Origin of the sequence: Telluria antibiotica (genome assembly GCF_011682055.1) — a bacterium.
In the GTDB taxonomy this organism is placed as follows: domain Bacteria; phylum Pseudomonadota; class Gammaproteobacteria; order Burkholderiales; family Burkholderiaceae_D; genus Telluria; species Telluria antibiotica.
On sequence record NZ_JAAQOM010000002.1, the window covers coordinates 120,463 to 139,510 of the forward strand.

Annotated in this window: 17 protein-coding genes; 12 read left to right on the forward strand and 5 right to left on the reverse strand. The window is 69.1% G+C overall.

Annotation, left to right across the window (positions count from 1 at the left end; all coding sequences use genetic code 11):
* Position 1: 1 nt before the first annotated feature.
* Positions 2–913 (reverse strand): LysR family transcriptional regulator, encoded by a 912-nt coding sequence (locus tag HAV22_RS03525; protein ID WP_166856588.1) that lies wholly within the window; start codon positions 911–913, stop codon positions 2–4.
* A gap of 111 nt (positions 914–1,024) precedes the next feature.
* Between HAV22_RS03525 and HAV22_RS03530 the strand changes: the two genes are divergently transcribed.
* The 9 genes from HAV22_RS03530 (at position 1,025) to HAV22_RS03570 (ending at position 10,196) form a co-directional block, all read left to right on the forward strand.
* Complete coding sequence (locus tag HAV22_RS03530) at positions 1,025–1,618, forward strand: FMN-dependent NADH-azoreductase (RefSeq protein ID WP_166856590.1); 594 nt, start codon at positions 1,025–1,027, stop codon at positions 1,616–1,618.
* A 56-nt stretch (positions 1,619–1,674) separates the two neighbouring features.
* The gene (locus HAV22_RS03535) at positions 1,675–2,568 is read left to right on the forward strand and encodes a pirin family protein (protein WP_166856592.1); all 894 of its coding nucleotides are present in this window, start codon (positions 1,675–1,677) and stop codon (positions 2,566–2,568) included.
* Between the two features lie 93 nt (positions 2,569–2,661).
* Positions 2,662–3,159, forward strand: coding sequence for a hypothetical protein (locus HAV22_RS03540; protein WP_229421055.1), 498 nt, complete (start codon positions 2,662–2,664; stop codon positions 3,157–3,159).
* 66 nt (positions 3,160–3,225) lie between these two features.
* Positions 3,226–4,200, forward strand: a complete 975-nt coding sequence (locus HAV22_RS03545; RefSeq protein WP_166856594.1) for a succinylglutamate desuccinylase/aspartoacylase family protein — start codon at positions 3,226–3,228, stop codon at positions 4,198–4,200.
* Positions 4,201–4,234: 34 nt separating this feature from the next.
* Positions 4,235–4,882, forward strand: coding sequence for a LysE family translocator (locus HAV22_RS03550; RefSeq protein ID WP_208296042.1), 648 nt, complete (start codon positions 4,235–4,237; stop codon positions 4,880–4,882).
* A gap of 5 nt (positions 4,883–4,887) precedes the next feature.
* Positions 4,888–5,652 carry a substrate-binding periplasmic protein gene (locus HAV22_RS03555; RefSeq protein ID WP_166856598.1) on the forward strand — a complete coding sequence of 255 codons (765 nt, stop codon included), beginning with the start codon at positions 4,888–4,890 and terminating at the stop codon, positions 5,650–5,652.
* Positions 5,653–5,796: 144 nt separating this feature from the next.
* The gene (locus HAV22_RS03560) at positions 5,797–6,861 is read left to right on the forward strand and encodes an alkene reductase (protein ID WP_166856600.1); all 1,065 of its coding nucleotides are present in this window, start codon (positions 5,797–5,799) and stop codon (positions 6,859–6,861) included.
* Between the two features lie 217 nt (positions 6,862–7,078).
* A complete protein-coding gene (gene pepN / locus HAV22_RS03565) occupies positions 7,079–9,730 on the forward strand; it encodes an aminopeptidase N (RefSeq protein WP_371869521.1) in 2,652 nt (883 codons plus the stop codon).
* Positions 9,731–9,746: 16 nt separating this feature from the next.
* Positions 9,747–10,196: an acyl-CoA thioesterase gene (locus HAV22_RS03570; protein WP_166856603.1), complete on the forward strand. Its 450-nt coding sequence runs from the start codon at positions 9,747–9,749 to the stop codon at positions 10,194–10,196.
* Here HAV22_RS03570 and HAV22_RS03575 read toward each other — a convergent pair.
* Positions 10,177–11,418 (reverse strand): AMP-binding enzyme, encoded by a 1,242-nt coding sequence (locus HAV22_RS03575; RefSeq protein ID WP_166856605.1) that lies wholly within the window; start codon positions 11,416–11,418, stop codon positions 10,177–10,179. The genes HAV22_RS03570 and HAV22_RS03575 overlap by 20 nt on opposite strands.
* Positions 11,419–11,585: 167 nt before the next feature.
* On the opposite strand from HAV22_RS03575, the gene HAV22_RS03580 reads away from it, so the two are divergent.
* From HAV22_RS03580 to HAV22_RS03590, 3 genes are read left to right on the forward strand one after another with little or no spacing between them, the layout of a single operon-like run.
* Positions 11,586–11,975 (forward strand): phosphonate transporter, encoded by a 390-nt coding sequence (locus tag HAV22_RS03580; RefSeq protein ID WP_166856607.1) that lies wholly within the window; start codon positions 11,586–11,588, stop codon positions 11,973–11,975.
* Positions 11,972–12,397, forward strand: coding sequence for a hypothetical protein (locus HAV22_RS03585; protein WP_166856608.1), 426 nt, complete (start codon positions 11,972–11,974; stop codon positions 12,395–12,397). Before HAV22_RS03580 ends, HAV22_RS03585 begins: the two co-directional genes overlap by 4 nt.
* The gene (locus HAV22_RS03590) at positions 12,394–14,184 is read left to right on the forward strand and encodes a putative bifunctional diguanylate cyclase/phosphodiesterase (RefSeq protein WP_229421056.1); all 1,791 of its coding nucleotides are present in this window, start codon (positions 12,394–12,396) and stop codon (positions 14,182–14,184) included. Before HAV22_RS03585 ends, HAV22_RS03590 begins: the two co-directional genes overlap by 4 nt.
* 25 nt (positions 14,185–14,209) lie before the next feature.
* Here the strand turns inward: HAV22_RS03590 and HAV22_RS03595 are convergent, their stop codons facing one another.
* The 3 genes from HAV22_RS03595 to HAV22_RS03605 all read right to left on the reverse strand — a co-directional run bounded on the left by HAV22_RS03595 (position 14,210) and on the right by HAV22_RS03605 (position 18,933).
* The gene (locus tag HAV22_RS03595; RefSeq protein WP_166856610.1) at positions 14,210–15,064 is read right to left on the reverse strand and encodes an aldo/keto reductase; all 855 of its coding nucleotides are present in this window, start codon (positions 15,062–15,064) and stop codon (positions 14,210–14,212) included.
* Positions 15,065–15,173: 109 nt separating this feature from the next.
* On the reverse strand, positions 15,174–17,282 hold the full coding sequence (gene fusA, locus HAV22_RS03600) for an elongation factor G (RefSeq protein ID WP_166856612.1): 2,109 nt from the start codon (positions 17,280–17,282) through the stop codon (positions 15,174–15,176).
* Positions 17,283–17,448: 166 nt separating this feature from the next.
* Positions 17,449–18,933 carry a glycoside hydrolase family 30 protein gene (locus tag HAV22_RS03605; RefSeq protein WP_208296043.1) on the reverse strand — a complete coding sequence of 495 codons (1,485 nt, stop codon included), beginning with the start codon at positions 18,931–18,933 and terminating at the stop codon, positions 17,449–17,451.
* Positions 18,934–19,048: the final 115 nt, after the last annotated feature.

Consider the following 19,048-nt stretch of genomic DNA (forward strand, 5'->3'; position numbering starts at 1 on the left):
CTCACGCGGCCTTGTCGCGGTCCTTGCAAAACATCTCGTCCAGCATGTCGAGGAACGCCCGCGTCTTGGCGGGCATCAGGCGCCGGCCCGGGAAGACGGCCCAGCCGGTCGCGACGGGCATCTCCCACTCGGGCAACACGCGCACGAGCTGGCCCCGCGCGACGTGCTTCGCCACGATGAAATCGGTGCTCGCCGCAATGCCCGCGCCGCTGCACGCGATTCGCGCCAGCAACTGGGGCGAATTCGCCGTCAGGCGCGCCGTCAGCGCCTTTTCCCAGCGTACCTTGCCGCGCTGCAGGACCCACGGCACGGCGCCGCCGGCCCGGCTGAGGACGCACAACAGGTCGTGCCGCAGCAGGTCGTCCGGTTGCTCCGGCAAGCCGCGCTGCGCGAGGTAGGACGGCGCCGCATACAGGCCGAATTGCTGGGTGGCCACGCGGCGCGCGGCCAGGGTGGAGTCTTCCGGCAGGTCGCCCATGCGGATCGCGATGTCGAAATTTTCCGCGACGAGGTCCACGCGCCGCGGCGACAAATCCAGTTCCAGCGACACCGCGGGATAGCGCTCGATGAAGCGCGGAATCATGTCGGCCATGACGACGTTGGCGAAATCCTGCGGCATCGAGATGCGCAGCTTGCCGCTCGGTTCGGCCTGGCGGTGCAGGGCCAGCGCGCCGGCGGCCTCCACCTCTTCCGCCACCTTGCGCGCGTGCTCCAGCAGGCTTGCGCCGAACTCCGTCAGCATCAGGCGGCGCGTCGTGCGCTGCAGCAGGCGCTCCCCCACGCTCGCTTCCAGCAGCGCGATCCGGCGCGACACGGTCGACTTCGGCAAGTCCAGGCGTTGCGCGGCGCTGCTGAAGCTGCCGGCCTCGACGATGCGCGCGAACAGCAATAGGTCGTTCGGTTCGACGTCCATAGATTGTTCCACCTGTTGGATAATGTTATCCATTCTACCGTCTTCCGAACGATATTTGGAACCGCTAAAGTGTCTACATCGAAACGCAAACGGACAAGGAAGGAAAACACCATGAACATCCTGCAAATCAACTCGAGCGTACGCGGCACCCAATCGGAATCGACCCGCGTGGCCAATGCCATCGTCGCCAAGCTGACCGCCGCCAATCCGGGCGCGACCGTGACCGTGCGCGACCTGGGCGCGAATCCGCATCCGGTGCTGGACGAAGCGGCGCTGGGCGCTCTGTTCACCCCGGCCGACCAGCGCACGGCCGAGCAGGCCGCCCGCGTGGCGCTGGACGACGCGCTGATCGCCGAAGCACAAGCCGCCGACGTGATCGTGCTGGGCGCCCCGATGTACAACTTCGGCATGCCGATCCAGCTGAAAGCCTGGTTCGACGCCGTCGCCCGTGCGGGCGTGACGTTCCGCTACACGGCCAACGGTCCGGAAGGCCTGCTGAAGAACAAGAAGGTGATCGTGGCCACGGCGCGCGGCGGCATCTATCCGGCCGACGCCGACCCGCAAGTGCCGCACATCCGCGCGCTGCTGAACTTCCTCGGCATGACGGACCACACGTTCATCTATTCGGCTGCCCAGGCGATGGGTCCGGATGCGGCCGCGCAGGGCCAGGCCGAAGCCGACGCCGCCGTCGCGGCGCTGGCCTGATCGTCGCAACAAACGTCCCGGGAACGGTCCCGGGGCGGCACCGTAAGGAGAAGATCATGACCCAGCAAGTGCAAACGCGGGCCGTGGCCACGAGCCGCGGCGTCGAGCGTCTCGTCGGCGGCCAGTTCGTGATGGACGGCGCGGGCGTCAAGATCAACCGCGTGCTGACGCAGCCGCTGCAGCGCCGCCTCGACCCGTTCCTCATGCTCGACGCGTTCGGCAGCGACAAGGCGGGCGACTACATCGCCGGCTTCCCCGAACACCCGCACCGCGGCTTCGAGACCGTCACGTATATGTTGACCGGGAAGATGCGCCACCGCGACAGCGCCGGCCACGAAGGCTACATCACGAATGGCGGCGTGCAGTGGATGACCGCGGGCCGCGGCGTCGTGCACTCGGAAATGCCGGAACAGAACGAGGGCCTGATGGAAGGCTTCCAGCTGTGGCTCAACCTGCCCGCGCAGGACAAGATGACGGCGCCCTGGTACCGCGACATCCCGGCCGACGCCGTGCCGCGCTTCACGCTGGACTCCGGCGCGACCGTGCAGGTGATCGCGGGCAGCACGCACGGCATCGACGGCGCCGTGCAGCGCGCCGTGACGGCACCGCTGTACCTGGACATCGAACTGCCCGCCGGCGCCACGTTCGACCAGCCGCTGCCGGCCGGGCACAACGCGTTCCTGTACGTGTTCCGCGGCGAAGTCGTCGTCGAGGGCAAGGCCGTGCCGCAAGGGCGCATGGCCATCCTCGACAACGCACCGCAGGCCGACGGCGTGCGCATCAAGGCGGCCGCTCCCGCGCGCCTCCTGCTGATCGCGGGCCGGCCGCTGAACGAGCCGATCGCGCAGTACGGCCCGTTCGTGATGAACACGCAGGCCGAGATCTTCCAGGCCGTCGAGGACTTCCGCAACGGGAAGTTCACGGACAGCACGGCCGCGGCGACCGTGTAACCGCATCGTTTTCCGCGCGGGCGGGCGGCCTTTCCAGGCGAGCCCCCCGCGCGTTTCGCCGTCTTGGTCTACACTAGCGGCCATCGCACTACGATGTTTGCCACGATGCCGCTGCTCCCCGTCCTGTCGTCCCTGCTCTCGCGCGCCAGCCGCGCACTTGGCCTGGAAAGCGTCGACGCGTTCCCGCCCGGCCACCAGTACCCGCGCACCCGCTGGGACCGCGCCTATTTCGACATCGCGTCGGACCTGAAGCCCGAGCAGATGGAGACGGCGATCTGCGACGCCATCGCCAACACGCCCGCCGTGTTCGCCCACATCACCCATCCGACACCGCGCATGCAGCGCACCCTGCTGGGCGTGATCCACGCGCGCCTGCGCCGCGGCAGCACGGCGCCGACGGACCTCGTCGCGATGCTCATCGACGCCTGCGACGATCCCCGCACGCCCGAAGCGCTGCCCGGCCTGCGCGCCGCGCTGGCGTCGACGGCCGGGTACGACCCGTCGATGCGCGTGGCCCACCTGCAGGCCTGGCTGGCGGACATGCCGGCCGCGTTCGACCTCATCGAGACGCCCGTGCGGGTGCGGGGCTGAGCGGCCCGCCGGCCGTACCCGTCGTTTCCGCTACAATGCCGGCATTCTTTTTCTTTGGATAGCCGCATGATTCCCGCCAGCCAGCTGCACTTCAAGTCCGTCAACTACACCGGCCAGGGCCCGGGCCCGAACGTCATCGTCATGGGCGCCACGCACGGCAACGAGATCTGCGGCACCCAGGCGATCCAGCGCGTGATGGCGGACATCGACGCGGGCAAGCTCGCCATCGTGAACGGCAGCGTCACGTTCGTCCCCATCGTCAATCCGCACGCGTACGCCAAGAACACGCGCTCGGGCGACCGCAACCTGAACCGCGACCTGTTCCCGAAGGCGGAGCCGCACGACTTCGAAGACCGCGTCGCCAACTGGCTGTGCCCCCTGCTCGCCAGGCACGACGTGCTGCTCGACCTGCACTCGTTCAACGCGGCGCACGGCGAGCCGTTCGTGATGGTGGGCCCGGTCGACAACGACGGCCCGCTGGAACCGTTCGCGCACATGCGCAAAGAGCGCGCGCTGGCGCGCCGCCTGGGCGTGCGCCGCTTCGTCACGGGCTGGATGGCCGCGTACGGCGGCGGCGTGCAGCGCCGCTCGCGCGGTAACGCGCAGGAACTGGAAACCGTGCTGCGCTACGGTGTCGGCACGACCGAATACATGCGCAGCACGGGCGGTTACGCGCTGACCCTCGAATGCGGCCAGCACCTCGATCCGCGCGCGCCGGAAGTCGCCTACACGGCGATCATGAATACCCTCGCCTTCCTGAAGATCATCGACGCGCCGGAGCCGGAGCCCGTGCCGTTCGACGAGATGGAGGCGCTGCAGATGGTCGTCGTCCACGACAAGCTGGCAGATGGCGACCGCTTCACGCGCCAGTGGGCCAGCTTCGACCCCGTCGCGGAGGGCGAGCAGATCGGCGTGCGTGCGGGCGGTACCCCCGTCGTCGCGGAATTCGCGGGCCGCATCCTGTTCCCGGACGCGAACGCGGCGCCGAACCACGAGTGGTACTACCTCACGCGTCCGAACCCCGTGTTCGGCCGAGAATAACGCACGGCGGCGCGGCGGCGCGGCCAGTGCTACCATGGGCAGTATCGTCCACCGCCGCACCTGCCCTGCCATGACCTCGAACACGCTGCTGCTCATCCTCGGCATCCACGCCCTCGCCCTGATCTCGCCCGGTCCCGACTTCGCCGTCGTGACCCGCACCGCCATCGTGTCCGGCCGGCGCGCCGGGCTGTGGGCCGCCGCCGGCGTGGCGACGGCGATCGGCGTGTACGTCCTCGTCTCCGTGCTCGGCATGTCGCTCGTGCTGGCAGCGCTACCTGGCCTGTCGCGCATCCTCGCCATCGTCGGCGCGCTGTACCTCGCCTGGCTCGGCATCCAGTGCCTGCGCTCCAAGGGGCAGTTGCCGGACGCGCAGCCGGCCGGCGCCAACGGCAGGACGTTCGTCAGCGGCTTCCTCACCAATCTGCTGAACCCGAAGGCGATGCTGTACTTCGGCTCCGTGCTGTCGCAGGCGTTGAAGCCGGGCCTGGCCGCGACGGACGTCGCCCTGCTGTGGACCTTGCTCGTCGCGGAATCGCTGCTGTGGTTCGCGCTCGTGGCGCTGCTGTTCTCGTCGCGGCCCGTGCTGGCGTGGCTGCGCGCGCGCCTCGTCTGGCTCGACCGGACGGTGGGCGCCGTGCTGCTCGTGCTGGCGGCCAAGGTGTCCGTGCTCGCCGTGCGCTAAAACCAATGAGGAATCAGACAACCGCGTTGCAGTGCGCCCTGCTCGCGTGCACGCTCGCGGGCGCGCACGCGCAGGCGCTCGACGTGCGCGTCGCCGCGCAGGAAACGCTGGAGCCGAAATGGATCCACGACGGCGAGCGCCTCAGCGGCATCTGTCCCGACGTCATGGCCGCCATCGAACGGATCGAGCCGCGCCTGCACTTCACGGGCTTTCACCGCGCCAGCCGCTCGCTGTCGGCCATCGAGACCGGCCTCGACACGGGCGCGCTGGACGCCGCCTGCGGGCTCGTGTCGTCGCCGCGCCGGCTCGCCATCGGCCAGCCCGTCGGCAAGCCGCTCTATCCCGTCCGCCACCACCTCGCCGTGCGCCGCAACGACCCCGTGACGATCGAATCGGAGGCCGACCTCGCGCGGCTGGGCGACCTCGTGACGACGCAGCGGTCGCCCGTGTTCACGGAACGGCTGCGCGAGGCCGGCGTGCGCATCGACGACGCCACGGACGACAACCGCGTCAACGTGCGCAAGATCCTCGCCGGCCACGGCCGCTTCGCGTACGTCAACGACCTGACCTTGCGCTACCTGATCCGCACGGAAGGCTGGCAGGACCGGGTGCGCGTGCTGCCCGTCGTGCTGGGCGACGAACCGACGTATTTCTGGGTCGGGCACAAGGCCGATCCCGCGCTCGCGCCGCTGCTGGGCGCCGCACTCGACAAGCTGAAGGCCAGCGGCGAACTGGATCGCATTTACGCGCGCTGGTCGGACGCGCCCTGAACAACCGGCCAGCATAGCAGCGGCGCGGCAAGGTCGTCGCGGCTCGGCGAAATCCGGACCTCCCCTGCAGGAATTCGCACCCTGTTTTAAGATGGCCCCTCTCCGCCGCACGATCGCGGCGGATCATTGAAAACAGGAGTACCAATGACGACTTTGTTTGACCCGATCAAGGTCGGCGGCCTCGAGCTGCCGAACCGTATCATCATGGCGCCGCTGACCCGCTCGCGCGCCGTGGGCGCTGGCCGCGTGCCGAATGCCCTGATGGCCGAATACTACGTACAGCGTGCCTCGGCCGGTCTGATCCTGTCGGAAGCGACCTCGGTGACACCGATGGGCGTGGGCTATGCCGACACCCCGGGCATCTGGTCCGACGAACAGGTCGCAGGCTGGAAGCACGTCACCGACGCCGTGCACGCCGCCGGCGGCCGCATCTTCCTGCAGCTGTGGCACGTGGGGCGCATTTCCGACCCGTTGTTCCTCGATGGCGACCTGCCCGTCGCGCCGTCGGCCTTGCAGCCGAAGGGCCATGTGAGCCTCGTGCGTCCCGCGAAGCCGTACGTCACGCCGCGCGCGCTGGCGCTCGAGGAAATCCCCGGCATCGTCGCCGCCTTCCGCAAGGGCGCGGAAAACGCGAAGAAGGCCGGCTTCGACGGCGTGGAAATCCACGGCGCCAACGGCTATCTGCTCGACCAGTTCCTGCAGGACGGCACGAACCGGCGCACCGACGCGTACGGCGGCTCGATCGAGAACCGCGCCCGCCTGATGCTGGAAGTGACGGACGCCTGCATCGACGTCTGGGGCGCCGACCGCGTGGGCATGCACCTGGCGCCGCGCCGCGATGCGCACGACATGGGCGATTCCACGCCGCTGGAGACGTTCGGCTACGTCGCGCGCGAACTGGGCAAGCGGGGCATCGCCTTCATCTGCGCCCGCGAAGCGATCGGCGACGACCGGCTGGGCCCGCAGCTCAAGCGCATCTTCGGCGGCGTCTACATCGCCAACGAAAAGATGACGAAGGAAAGCGCGGAGCAGCTGCTGACGAGCGGTGACGCGGATGCCGTCGCATTCGGCCAGTGGTTCATCGCCAACCCGGACCTGCCGGAGCGCCTGAAGCGCAACGCGCCGCTGAACGAAGCGCGGCCCGACAAGTTCTACTCCGCCACCGCCGAAGGCTATACGGACTACCCGGCGCTGCAAGCCAACGGCTGACGCCATCGTCCCGTGCAGACGTCCGGCGCCCGGACGTCTGCACACGAGGGGCGGCGCGCAGCATCGCCCTTCTTTCTTGCACATATATCCCGGTAAAAAATCCCTCTGTTTCGTCCCGATCGGGTACGAATGCTATTGCCGACATGATATTCTTGCGAGATTCCTACCGGGCGGAGGTCACGAGCTTCCGCCTTCGTTCATCGTCGCAAGGAGTCCCGTGAAGACCTGCCTACCCCGCCTGCTGCCGCTCGCCGTCGCCACCGCGCTGGCGTTTGCCTCCACCACCGCCAATGCCGCCGCCGCGCCCGCAGCGCGCGCCGAAAACGCCTTCCTGTCGCAGGCCGATGCGGCCGCCCGCGCCGCGCGCGTGTCGAACGTCGACTACCAGCTCGACTTCACGCTGACCGGCAAGGAGACGTTCAACGGCACGACGACGCTGACCTTCGACCTGAAGGACACGGACAGCCCGCTGACCGTCGACCTGGACAAGGCCACGATCAAGTCGCTGACCGTCAACGGCAAGGCGGTCGCGCCGCAGTACAACGGCTGGTTCATGACGCTGCCCGCACAGGCACTCGCGCAAGGCCGCAACACGGTCGTCGTCGCGTACGAGCGCCCGCATAGCACGAACGGCGAAGGCCTGCACCGCATGGTCGACCCGGTCGATGGCCGCGTCTACACGTATTCGCATTTCGAACCGGCCGCCGCGCACCAGATGTTCGCCGTGTTCGACCAGCCCGACCTGAAGGCGACGTACCAGGTCACGGTGAGCGTCCCCGCCGACTGGCAAGTGATCTCGACGACGCGCGAGACGAACGTGGCCCCGGCCGGCGACTTGCGCCGCTGGACGTTCGCCCGCACGAAGAAGCTGAGCCCCTATAATTTTTCGATGCACGCCGGTCCGTACACGATGTGGGAAGACAAGAGCGGCAAGTATCCGATGCGCCTGTTTGCGCGCCAGTCGGTCGCGGCGCAGATCAAGCCCGCGGAATGGTTCAAGTACACGAAGGCGGGTCTCGCATTCTTCGACGATTACTTCGGCATCCCTTACCAGTTCGAGAAATACGACCAGGTCCTCGTGCCCGACTTCCTGTACGGGGCGATGGAAAACGCGGCCGCGATCACGTTCGCGGAGCGCGGCTTCATGTACAAGGCCGACATGACGGCGGAGCAGCGCGCGCGCCTCGCCTCCGTCATCATGCACGAGATGGCGCACCAGTGGTTCGGCGACCTCGTCACGATGCAGTGGTGGAACGGCCTGTGGCTGAACGAAAGCTTCGCGTCGTTCATGGGCACCCTCGCGACGGCCGAGTCGACGGAATTCAAGGACGCGTGGCGCGCCTTCTACTCCGAAGGCAAGCAGAACGCATACAACCAGGACCAGCGCACGACGACGCACCCGATCGAAGTGCCGGTGCCGTCCACGCGCAACGCGTTCGACAACATCGACGCCATCACCTACTCGAAGGGCGCCTCCACCCTGATGCAGCTGCGCCACCTGCTGGGCGCCGACGTGTTCCGCAAGGGCGTGCACAACTATCTCGTGAAGTACCAGTACCGCAACGCGAAGCTGGACGACTTCATCAAGAGCCTGGGCCAGGCGGCTGGACGCGACCTCACGGGATGGACGCGCGAATGGTTGTACGAGCCCGGCGTGAACACGATCGCCGCGAACTACACGTGCAAGGGCGGCAAGATCGCCGGTTTCACGCTGACGCAGACGGCGCAGAGCAAGGCCCTGCCCACGTTGCGCGAACAGCGCGTGCAGGTGGCCGCGTTCCGCCTGGCCGGGAAGGAGTACAAGCTCGAACGCAACGTCGCCGTCACGTACAAGGGCGCGCAAACGGCCGTGCCGGCGCTGAACGGCGCCGCATGCCCGGACCTCGTCTACCCGAACTACGGCGACTGGGGCTTCGTGAAGGTGCAGCTCGACCCGCGCTCGTTCGACAGCGCGCGCACGCATCTCGCCGCCGTCGACGACCCGCTGCTGCGCGCGATGCTGTGGCAAAGCCTGTGGGACGGCGTGCGCGACGCCAAGCTGCCGCTGAACGATTTCCTGGCCACGGCGCTGAACAATGCGCCGCAAGAAAAGGACTACACGCTGCTCGGCGACGTGCTGGGCAAGGTCGCGGCCTCGAAGCGCTACCTCGACCTGATGGACCCGCAGGCGCCGTACGCGCAGGCCGTCACGCGCCAGCTGGAAGACATGGCGTGGACCGCCACGGAGGCGAACAAGGACGACGACAACTTCCAGCGCCGCTGGTTCGGCGCCTACGTCGCGCTGGCGAGTTCGCGCCACGCGCTGGACCGCCTGGCTGCCCTCCTCGACGGCAAGGAGAAAGTCGACGGCCTCGCGATCAACCAGGACCTGCGCTGGTCCATCATCGGCCGCCTGAACCGCTATGGCTATCCGGGCGCGGCCGCCCTCGTCGAGACCGAGCAGGCGCGCGACAAGTCCGACTCCGGCCAGGCCGCCGCGCTGTCCGCCGTCGTCAGCCGCCCCGACGCGGCCGTCAAGATGGAATGGTTGAACACCGTGCACGACCTGCAGACGAAGCTGCCGTTCTCGAAGGTGCGCACGGCGATGGAGCATCTGTACCCGGCCGAGCAGCACCTGCTCGGCGAACAGACGGCCGCCGCGCGCTTTGCAGGTCTGCCGCAGCTCGACAAGGCCGCGGGCCCCGTGTACATGCGCGCCTACGGGCCCACGTTGATCCCGGCGGGCTGCACGACCGACAGCGTCAAGCGCCTGCAGGCGGCGGCCGATGCCGACCAGGCCCTGTCGGCCGGCACCCGGCGCGCCCTGCTCGACACGCTGCAGGAAGACCAGCGCTGCGTGGCGATCCGGCAGGCCATGACGGCGCACTGAGTACGGGACGGGCATCTTGGACTGGGATTACCCCCACCCGTTCACGCTGCCACGCGTGCCGCAGGCGGCCGACATCGACGGGCTGAATCACACGAACAACGCCGTCTATGTGCGCTGGTGCGAACAGGCGGGGTGGGCGCATTCGGAGGCCCTGGGCCTCACGCTGGGCGACTACCGGCGGCTGGACCGCGCGATGGCGATCCGGCGCGGCGAATACGATTACCTGCTGCCGACGTTCGCCGGCGACCTACTCGTGCTGGGCACGTGGCTCGTCGCGGGCGACGGCAAGCTCGCCATGGAACGCCGCTTCCAGCTCGTGCGCGAGTCCGATGGCGCGACGGTGCTGCGCGGCCGCTGGGATCTCGTGTGCATCGAACTCTCGAGCGGCCGCCCGCGCCGCATGCCGCAGGCCTTCCTCGACGCGTACATGGGGGCGGTGGTGCCCGTCACGGCACCGCGTCGATGATCCAGTCGGCCGGCTTGCCGCTGGCCTGGCGCGGCAGGCCCGGGCCGAACGTCCAGGCAACCGGGCACTCGGGCGGCGCCAGGCGCTGCCGGGCCCACGCCGGCAACCCGGCGCGCAACGCGGCCACGTCCGCACCGGGTCGTGCCACCACATACGCTTTCAACCGCCGTCCCTCGTCCGGGCGCATCAGGCGCACGGCGGCCTCGCGCACGTGCGGATGTTGCGCGAGCACGTCGGCGACATAGGCCGGGAACACGTTCGTACCGCCCACCTGCACGGCGGCGTCGATGCGGCCGGCCGGCAGGAAGTGAGTCGCGTCCGTCCAATCCAGGCGGTCCTGCAGAGGATAGGAGCGCGTCGACCCGTCGGGCAGCATGCGCAGCAGGGCATCGGAATCGTCCGCGCGGGTCCAGTGCGGCAGCAGTGCGAACGGCGTGTCGGCCCCGTCGCGCCAGCCCACGCCCGCCGTTTCCGAGCTGCCGTACACCTGCAGCAGGCGCAGGCCCGCAGCCGCCAGCGCATCGGCAAGCGCTTCCGGACAGGGTGCCGTCGACGTCACGCCGACGACGTCCTCCGCGAACGCGGGCGCGCACTGCGCGGCCGCTTCCCACCAGGCCGGATGCGCCACGACCAGGTCACCCGCGCGCACCAGGCCGGCCAGCGCGGAGGGTGCGGCGTGGCGGATATCGATCACGGCCAGGTCGCCGAGCCGCTGCGGCAGCAGCACCGTGAACAGGAAACCGTAGATGTGGTGGCTGGGCACGGCGGTCAGGATGCGGCGCCGGCCCGGTGCCAGCGCGGCCAGTGCGGCCGCTTCCTGCGCCAGCGTCGCGAGCGCATGCGTGCAGCGCTTCGGGTCGCCGCTGCTGCCGGACGTGCGGAAGGTCAGCGCAAGGCCGGATGCGTCCAACCCGGCGCGCGCGCTCTCGATCCAGCCGGCGAGGCGGGGCCGCGCCAGCAGCAGCTCGTCGATGCCGGCGTCGAGGTGCAGGGTGTCGACCAGCGCCGCGCCGAGGCCCATCAGGTCGAGCGAGTCGGCACCGAGGTCGCGCACGAACTCGACGCCCGGCGCCCACGGCGCCGCCGGTGGCGGACGGCCGGGCCGCATCCGGCCCAGTTCGGCCGCGAGCAGGTCCGTCACGACGCGCTCGAGGAAATTCCCGCGCGTCCACCACGCGCCGCTGCCGGCATGATTTGTTGCAGAATGATCTCGTTCGGACATGGTGTCTCGCGATATGGCGGGAGCGCAGACTTTGACGGGCGCCGCCGCACCTGTCAAACGCGTGCGCAAATGTCACGTATGCATACGATTGATTTGACAGAGACATGATGCCATGTCACTATGGATTTCCTGTTTGCAACATGACCGACACAGTCTGCGGAGACCCGATGACCGCCACTGAATTGACCTTCGACACGCCGAACCTGCTGGCCCATCTCGCGCTGCTGTCCGCGGACGAGCTCGATCGCCTCGACTTCGGGGTGATCGGGTTCGACGACGCGACCTGCGTCTGCCGCTACAACCGCTTCGAGGCCAGTGCCGCCGGCCTCACGCCCGCGGGCGTGCTGGGCCAGCCGCTGTTCACGAACGTCGCGCCGTGCCTCAACAATTCCATGGTGGCGCAGCGGTTCGAGGATGCCGAGGACGACGGGACGGCACTCGACGACACGATCGCCTACGTGCTCACCTTGCGCATGCGCCCAGTGAAGGTGGCCCTGCGGCTGCTGGCCGCACCTGGCGTCCCCGTCCGCTACGTCCTCGTGCAGCGCAAGCAATGACGGCCGGCGTAGACTCCCACGCCTACCTGCGCCTCGCCGCCGAGCACGAGGCCCTGATGCAGTTCCTGTACCTGGCGCCGGTGGGCCTCGTGCAGACGGCGTCCGACGGCAGGATCGTCATGATCAACCCCGCCGCGGCCCAACTCCTGATGCCGCTGCAGCGCGACGGCAACCTCGCGAACCTGTTCGATGCGCTGGCCGGCGTCGCGCCCGGGCTGCGCGACCTGTGCGCGGCATTCACGCGAACGCACGGCATGGTGTGCGACGGCCTGCGCATCCCCTTGGGCGGCCCCGACGCGCGGGCGACACGCCTCACCCTGCTGAAACTCGACGAAGCGCGCCTGATGGCCGTGCTGGCCGACGTGACGGCCCACGCGGACGGCGCGCCTTCTACCCACGATACTCGCGCAGCGAGGCCATGATGGATACGAACAAATCCGACGCCTACGAGGCCCTCGTCCAGTTCCTGTACCGCGCGCCCATCGGCCTCGTTCAGACGGGCCTGGACGGCACGGTCGACATGCTGAACCCGATGTCGTCGAACCTCCTGATGCCGCTCGCGCGCGACGGCAGCCTGGACAACCTGTTCACCGTCCTGGAGGACGTGGCGCCGCAGCTGCGCGCGCTGACGGGCGCATTCGAGCAGCCATCGGGCGTCGTGTGCGAGGGCCTGCGCGTGGCGCTGGGCAGCGCCGCCGCGGAAGGCGGGCCACAAGTGCTGGCGCTGAGCGTCCTGAAGCTCGACGGCACCCGGCTGATGGCGACCGTCACCGACGCCACCGCCGACATGCGGCGCGAGCAGGACCGGCTGGCGCGCCGCCTGGAACGCCAGGCCCGCACGGACGCGCTGACGCGCATGCCGAACCGCGAAGCGATGCTGGAACAGCTGCAGCAGATGCTGGACCGGCCCGCGGCGGCGGGCGCGGGGTTCGCCCTGTTGTTCCTGAATTGCGACCGCTTCCGCCAGATCAACGACGCGCTCGGCCAGGACACCGGCGATGCCCTGCTCGTGCAGATCGGCGAACGCATCCGCGCCACCTTGCGCCCGCCGAGCGACCGCATCGATCCGCACGCGGGCAGCGGCCAGATGGCGGCCCGCGTCGGCGCCGACGAATTCGCCGTCGTGCTGGACGGCCTGCGCGCCCGCGCGGACGCCGAACGCGTGGCCACGCGCCTGCTCGACGCGCTCGCGCGGCCGCACGCGCTGGCGGGCCAGGACGTCACGTGCAAGCTGAGCATGGGCGTCGTGTGGAGCGGCGACGCCGCCGCCGGCGCCGGCGAGATGCTGCGCGACGCCAGCATCGCGATGGTGGAAGCGAAGCGCGTCGGCGGCGCCCGCTGGGTCGCGTTCGAGACGGCGATGCGCGAGAAGGCCGCGCGTCGCGCCGACATCGAGTCGGAACTGCGCCTCGCGCTGCTGGAAGACCAGCTGTTCGTCGTCTACCAGCCCGTCGTCGGCCTGCGCGCGGATGGCGCCACCGACGTTGCCGCCGGCGTCGAGGCGCTCGTGCGCTGGCAGCATCCCATCCGGGGCGTCGTGCCCCCGTTCGAATTCATCCCCGTCGCGGAAGAATCGGGGCTCATCGCCCCGCTGGGCGACTTCGTGCTGCGCCGCGCCTGCAGCGACTTCGCCGCGTGGCAGCGCGCTCTGGGCGAAGAGGCGCCGCGGCTGCTCGCGGTGAACCTGTCGCGCGCACAGCTCGCGGAACCAGGCTTCCCGCACATCGTGCGCGACGTGCTCGCGCAGAACGGCATGCGCCCGGAGCAGCTGCAGCTGGAAGTGACCGAAAGCCTCGCGGCGCAGGACCAGCACGTGCAGCAGCGGCTGCACGAACTGAAGGCCATCGGCGTCACGTTGGCGCTGGACGATTTCGGCACCGGTTATTCGTCGCTCTCGAGCCTGCACCTGCTCCCCGTCGATACGGTCAAGATCGACCGCTCGTTCGTGGCGCAGGCCGACACGAGCCACCACCACCGCGTGCTGATCGAGGCGACGGTGAAGGTGGCGCAAAGCCTCGGCATGAACACGGTGGCCGAAGGCATCGAGACGGAGGCGCAGGCCGCCGCCGTGCGCGCGCAGGCGTGCGCGAAGGGGCAAGGCTATCTGTTCAGCCGCCCGCTCGCATCGAACGACCTCCTCGCGTGGCTGGGCGGCCACCGCGACGACCCAGCCGCGGGCACGCGGGCGCCGGGTTGCGCGCGGCACTGAGGGAGGGACGCACCGAGCGCCGCGTTCAGCGCATCGCCAGCGGACGGCGGCGTGCCGGTGGCGGAAAGGCCGCGTCCAGCAGCGCGCGGTCGTCCGGGCCGAGGCGCGGCGCGAGGTCCAGCGCGGCGCGGTTGGCGCGCACGTGGGCCGGCTGCACGGCTTTGGGAATCGTGACGACGCCGTCCTGGCGCAGCAGCCACGCGAGCGCCACCTGGGCCGGCGTCGCATCGTGGCGGCGCGCCACCTCCGCCAGCTGCGGACGCCCCAGCAGCGCGCGCTGCTCGGCCGGCGTCGATTCGAGCGGCGAGTAGGCCATCACCGGGATGCCCCGGTCGCGGCACCACGGCAGCAGATCCCATTCGATGCCGCGCTTGACCAGGTTGTACAGCACCTGGTTCGCGGCGATCGCCCCGCCTTCCGGCAGCGCCGCCGCTTCCAGCATGTCGTCCGTGTCGAAGTTCGAGACACCGTAATCGCGGATCTTGCCTTCTTCCTGCAGGCGCACGAACGCCTCCAGCGTCTCCGCCAGCGGCACGCCGCCGCGCCAGTGCAGCAGGTACAGGTCGAGACAGTCCGTGCGCAGCCGTCGCAGGCTGCGCTCGCACGCGGCGCGCACGCCCGCGCGCGAGGCGTTGTGCGGATACACCTTACTGACCAGGAACACGTCGTCGCGCCGGCCGGCGATCGCCTCGCCGACGACCTCCTCTGCGCCGCCCTCGCCGTACATCTCGGCCGTGTCCACGAGCGTCATGCCGAGGTCCAGGCCGAGCCGCAGCGCGGCCACCTCGGCCGGGCGCGCGGACGGGTCTTCGCCCATGTTCCACGTGCCCTGGCCGAGGATGGGGATCGTGCGGCCGGAAGGCAGGGGCAGTGTCTTCATCGTAGTCTCCATGGTCGTGCGTGCGCTACGGCAATGCGTCGATATCGTAGGGTGGGCACCCCGTGCCCACGCGGACGTTTGCGTCGACGCGGCGTTACGCGTGGGCGGATTATTTCGCGGCCCTGGCCGTCGCGATCTGGTCGAGGATGTGCTTGGGCACCGCCGCGTAGTGCTTGAACTCCATCGTGTACGTGGCGCGGCCCTGCGTCAGCGAGCGCAGCGTGGTCGAGTAGCCGAACATCTCCGCCAGCGGCACGACGGCGTCGATCAGCTTCCCGCCGCCGCCCGGGATCTCGTCCATGCCCTGCACGACCCCGCGCCGGGTCGACAAGTCGCCCATCACGTTCCCCGTGAATTCCTCCGGCGTCTCGACCTCGACCTGCATCATCGGCTCGAGCAGTTCCGGCGCCGCCTTGCGCATCCCGTCCTTGAACGCCATCGACGCCGCCACGCGGAACGCGTTCTCGTTCGAGTCGACGTCGTGGTACGAGCCGAAGGTCAACGTGGCGCGCACGTCGACGACGGGGTAGCCCGCGAGCACGCCGGCCTGCAAGGTCTCCTGGATGCCCTTGTCGACCGCGGGGATGTACTCGCGCGGCACGACGCCGCCCTTGATCGCGTCGACGAACTCGTAACCCTTGCCCGGCTCCATCGGCTCGAGCTTCAGCACGACGTGGCCGTACTGGCCCTTGCCGCCCGACTGCTTGACGAACTTGCCCTCGATGTTTTCCACGGTCTTCTGGATCGTCTCGCGGTACGCCACCTGCGGCTTGCCGACCGTCGCCTCGACGCCGAACTCGCGCTTCATCCGGTCGACGAGGATCTCGAGGTGCAGCTCGCCCATGCCGGACATGATCGTCTGGCCCGATTCCTCGTCCGTGCGCACGCGGAACGACGGGTCTTCCTGCGCGAGGCGCGACAGGGCGATGCCCATCTTCTCCTGGTCGGCCTTCGTCTTCGGCTCGACGGCCTGCGAGATCACCGGTTCCGGGAACGACATCTTTTCCAGCACGATGACCTGGTCCGGATCGGACAGCGTGTCGCCGGTCGTCACGCCCTTCAAGCCGACGGCAGCCGCGATGTCGCCCGCGAACACCTCCTTGATCTCCTTGCGCTCGTTCGCGTGCATCTGCAGGATGCGGCCCAGGCGCTCCTTCTGGCCCTTGGTCGGGTTGTAGACGGTGTCGCCGGAATTCACGACGCCCGAGTACACGCGGAAGAACGTCAGCTGGCCGACGAACGGGTCGGTCATGATCTTGAAGGCGAGCGCGGAGAACGGCTCGGAATCAAGCGGATGCCGCTCCAGCGGACGGTCGTCCTCATCGTGGCCGGCGATCGCCGGCACGTCCACCGGCGACGGCAGGTATTCGACGACGGCGTCCAGCATCGCCTGCACGCCCTTGTTCTTGAAGGCGGAGCCGGCCAGCATCGGGACGATCTCGCCCGCGATCGTGCGTGCGCGCAGCGCGGCCTTGATCTCGTCTTCCGTGAGTTCCTCGCCGTTCAGGTATTTCTCCGTCAGTTCCGGTGTCGCGTCGGCCGCCACCTCGATCATGTGCTCGCGCCACGTCTGCGCCAGCGCCTGCAGGTCGTCCGGGATGTCTTCGTAGGTGAAGCGCACGCCCTGGCTCGCGTCGTCCCAGCGGATGGCGCGCATCTTGACGAGGTCGATCACGCCCTCGAAGTGCTCTTCCGCGCCAAGCGGGATCTGGATCGGCACGGCGTTGCCCTTCAGCCGGTCCTTGATCTGCTGCTGGACGCGGAAGAAGTCGGCGCCCACGCGGTCCATCTTGTTGACGAACGCGATGCGCGGCACCTTGTACTTGTTCGCCTGGCGCCACACGGTTTCCGACTGCGGCTGCACGCCGCCGACGGCATCGTAGACCATGACGGCGCCGTCGAGCACGCGCATCGAGCGCTCGACCTCGATCGTGAAGTCGACGTGGCCCGGCGTGTCGATGATGTTGATGCGATGCTCGGCGAAATTGCCGCCCATGCCCTTCCAGAACGCCGTCGTCGCGGCCGACGTGATCGTGATGCCGCGTTCCTGTTCCTGTTCCATCCAGTCCATCGTCGCCGCGCCGTTGTGCACCTCGCCGATCTTGTGGTTGACGCCGGTGTAGAACAGGATGCGCTCCGTGGTCGTGGTCTTGCCGGCATCGATGTGGGCACTGATGCCGATGTTGCGGTAACGCTCGATGGGGGTCTTACGGCTCATCACAATCTCCTGTGGCTACGGAACGCCAATGTAAGTGTATATACCCGTATTTTCAAGACCGGACGAGTCCGCCTGGTCTTCCGACATGGGTCTTGCCGCACAATGTAACTGAAGTGCGGCTTTCGTGCAGGCAGCGGACAGGATATGCGATGCGGGTGCGCGCCGCTCAGCCGACGATGGTCTGGAGCCCCCTGGCCGGGATCTCGACCGCCGCTTCCTTCCGGTCGACGAACAGGCGGTAGCGCTGCGGCGCGTCGCTGCGGTTCATGACGACGACGGCGAGCGTGCCGTCGGCGTTGCGGAACGCCGTCGCGGCCAGGGTGCTGCGGCTCGTGGCGGCGCTCACGCGGTGCGCGCGCGGCCGGATGTAGCGGCTGAAGTGGCCGATCGCCGTGTAGATGGGCGTGAACACGAGCTGGCCGTCGGCACTCGCATGCAGCGGCGCGAAGCAGAAATTGTTCTTGTGGTTCGGGCCGCCGCGGCTGTCGAGCAGCATGTTCCAGTCGACCCAGCCGCAGGCGCCCGCGTTCAGGTCGGCGATCATCTGGCTCGCGTAGCGCTCGCCGTTGGCCCAGTCCTGCAGGCGCGCCGCGTCGAATTTCTCGATGCAGCCTTCCGTCATCAACAGGTTCACGTCCGGCCACGCCTCGTGCACGGCGGCCACGTTGGCGTGCATCGGCTCCCCGCCCGCCCACGTCTCGTACCAGTGGTAGCCCACGCCCCACACATAAGGCCGCGCCTTCGGGTCGGACAGGATGTGCGCCGCGCGCTGCGGCAGCAGGTCGCGGTTGTGGTCCCACACGATGATCTTGCGGCTGCCCAGGCCTGCCGCCCGCAGCGCGGGCCCCAGGTGGTCGGCGAGATAGCGCGTCTCGTCCTCCGCGGTGAAGACCATCGATTCCCACGTCTGCTTCGCCATCGGCTCGTTCTGCACGGACAGGCCCCACAGCGGCACGCCCGCGCCTTCGTATGCCTGCACGAATTTCACGACGTAGCGCGCCCACGTGTCGCGGTACGCGGGCAGCAAGGTACCGCCGCCCAGCATGCTGCCGTTGGACTTCATCCACGCGGGCGCGCTCCACGGGCTCGCGAACACGCGCACGTCCGTGCCGTGTGCCCGCCCCGCCGCCAGCGCCGCCCGCAGCAGCGGCACGCGCAGCTTGAGGTCGGGAGCGATGCTGAACGATGCGAGCGCCGTGTCGCCGTCGCGCACGTACGTGTAGCTGCGGCTGCCGAAATCGGAACTGTGGATCGTCGTGCGCAGCACGCTGTAGCCCAGGCCCGCGCGCGGATCGAAATACGCGGCCAGGAACGCCTGCTGCGCGCTTGGCGCCAGCGCCGCGTGGACTTCGGCGACGGCATCCGTCATGGCGCCACCGAAGCCGAACACTTCCTGGAAGCGCCGGGTCGTGTCCACGAACACGTCGATGTCCGTCTCGGGCGGCTGGCCCGCCGGCTGGAACGCGCCGAGCGGACGCGCCATGAAGCGCTCGGTGCCCGGCGCGGACGTGACGACTTGCCACGCCGTCTCCTTCGTTGCCGCGCCCTGCCGTCCCGCCGGCGCGGCCGAGGACCGGCCCGCCGCTGCCACCTGCCCGCCCGCCAACGTGGCGGCACCCAGCAGCCGCATCGCGTCCCGTCTCGTCGTCATCGTGTCTCCCGTCGTTGTGTGCGCGGAATTGGAAACGTTCCCAATTCATCGCGGACGACTATAGCACAAGAGGCCGTCGAGATCGACGCCTGCCGGCACGGAGGGCCCCGCGCCG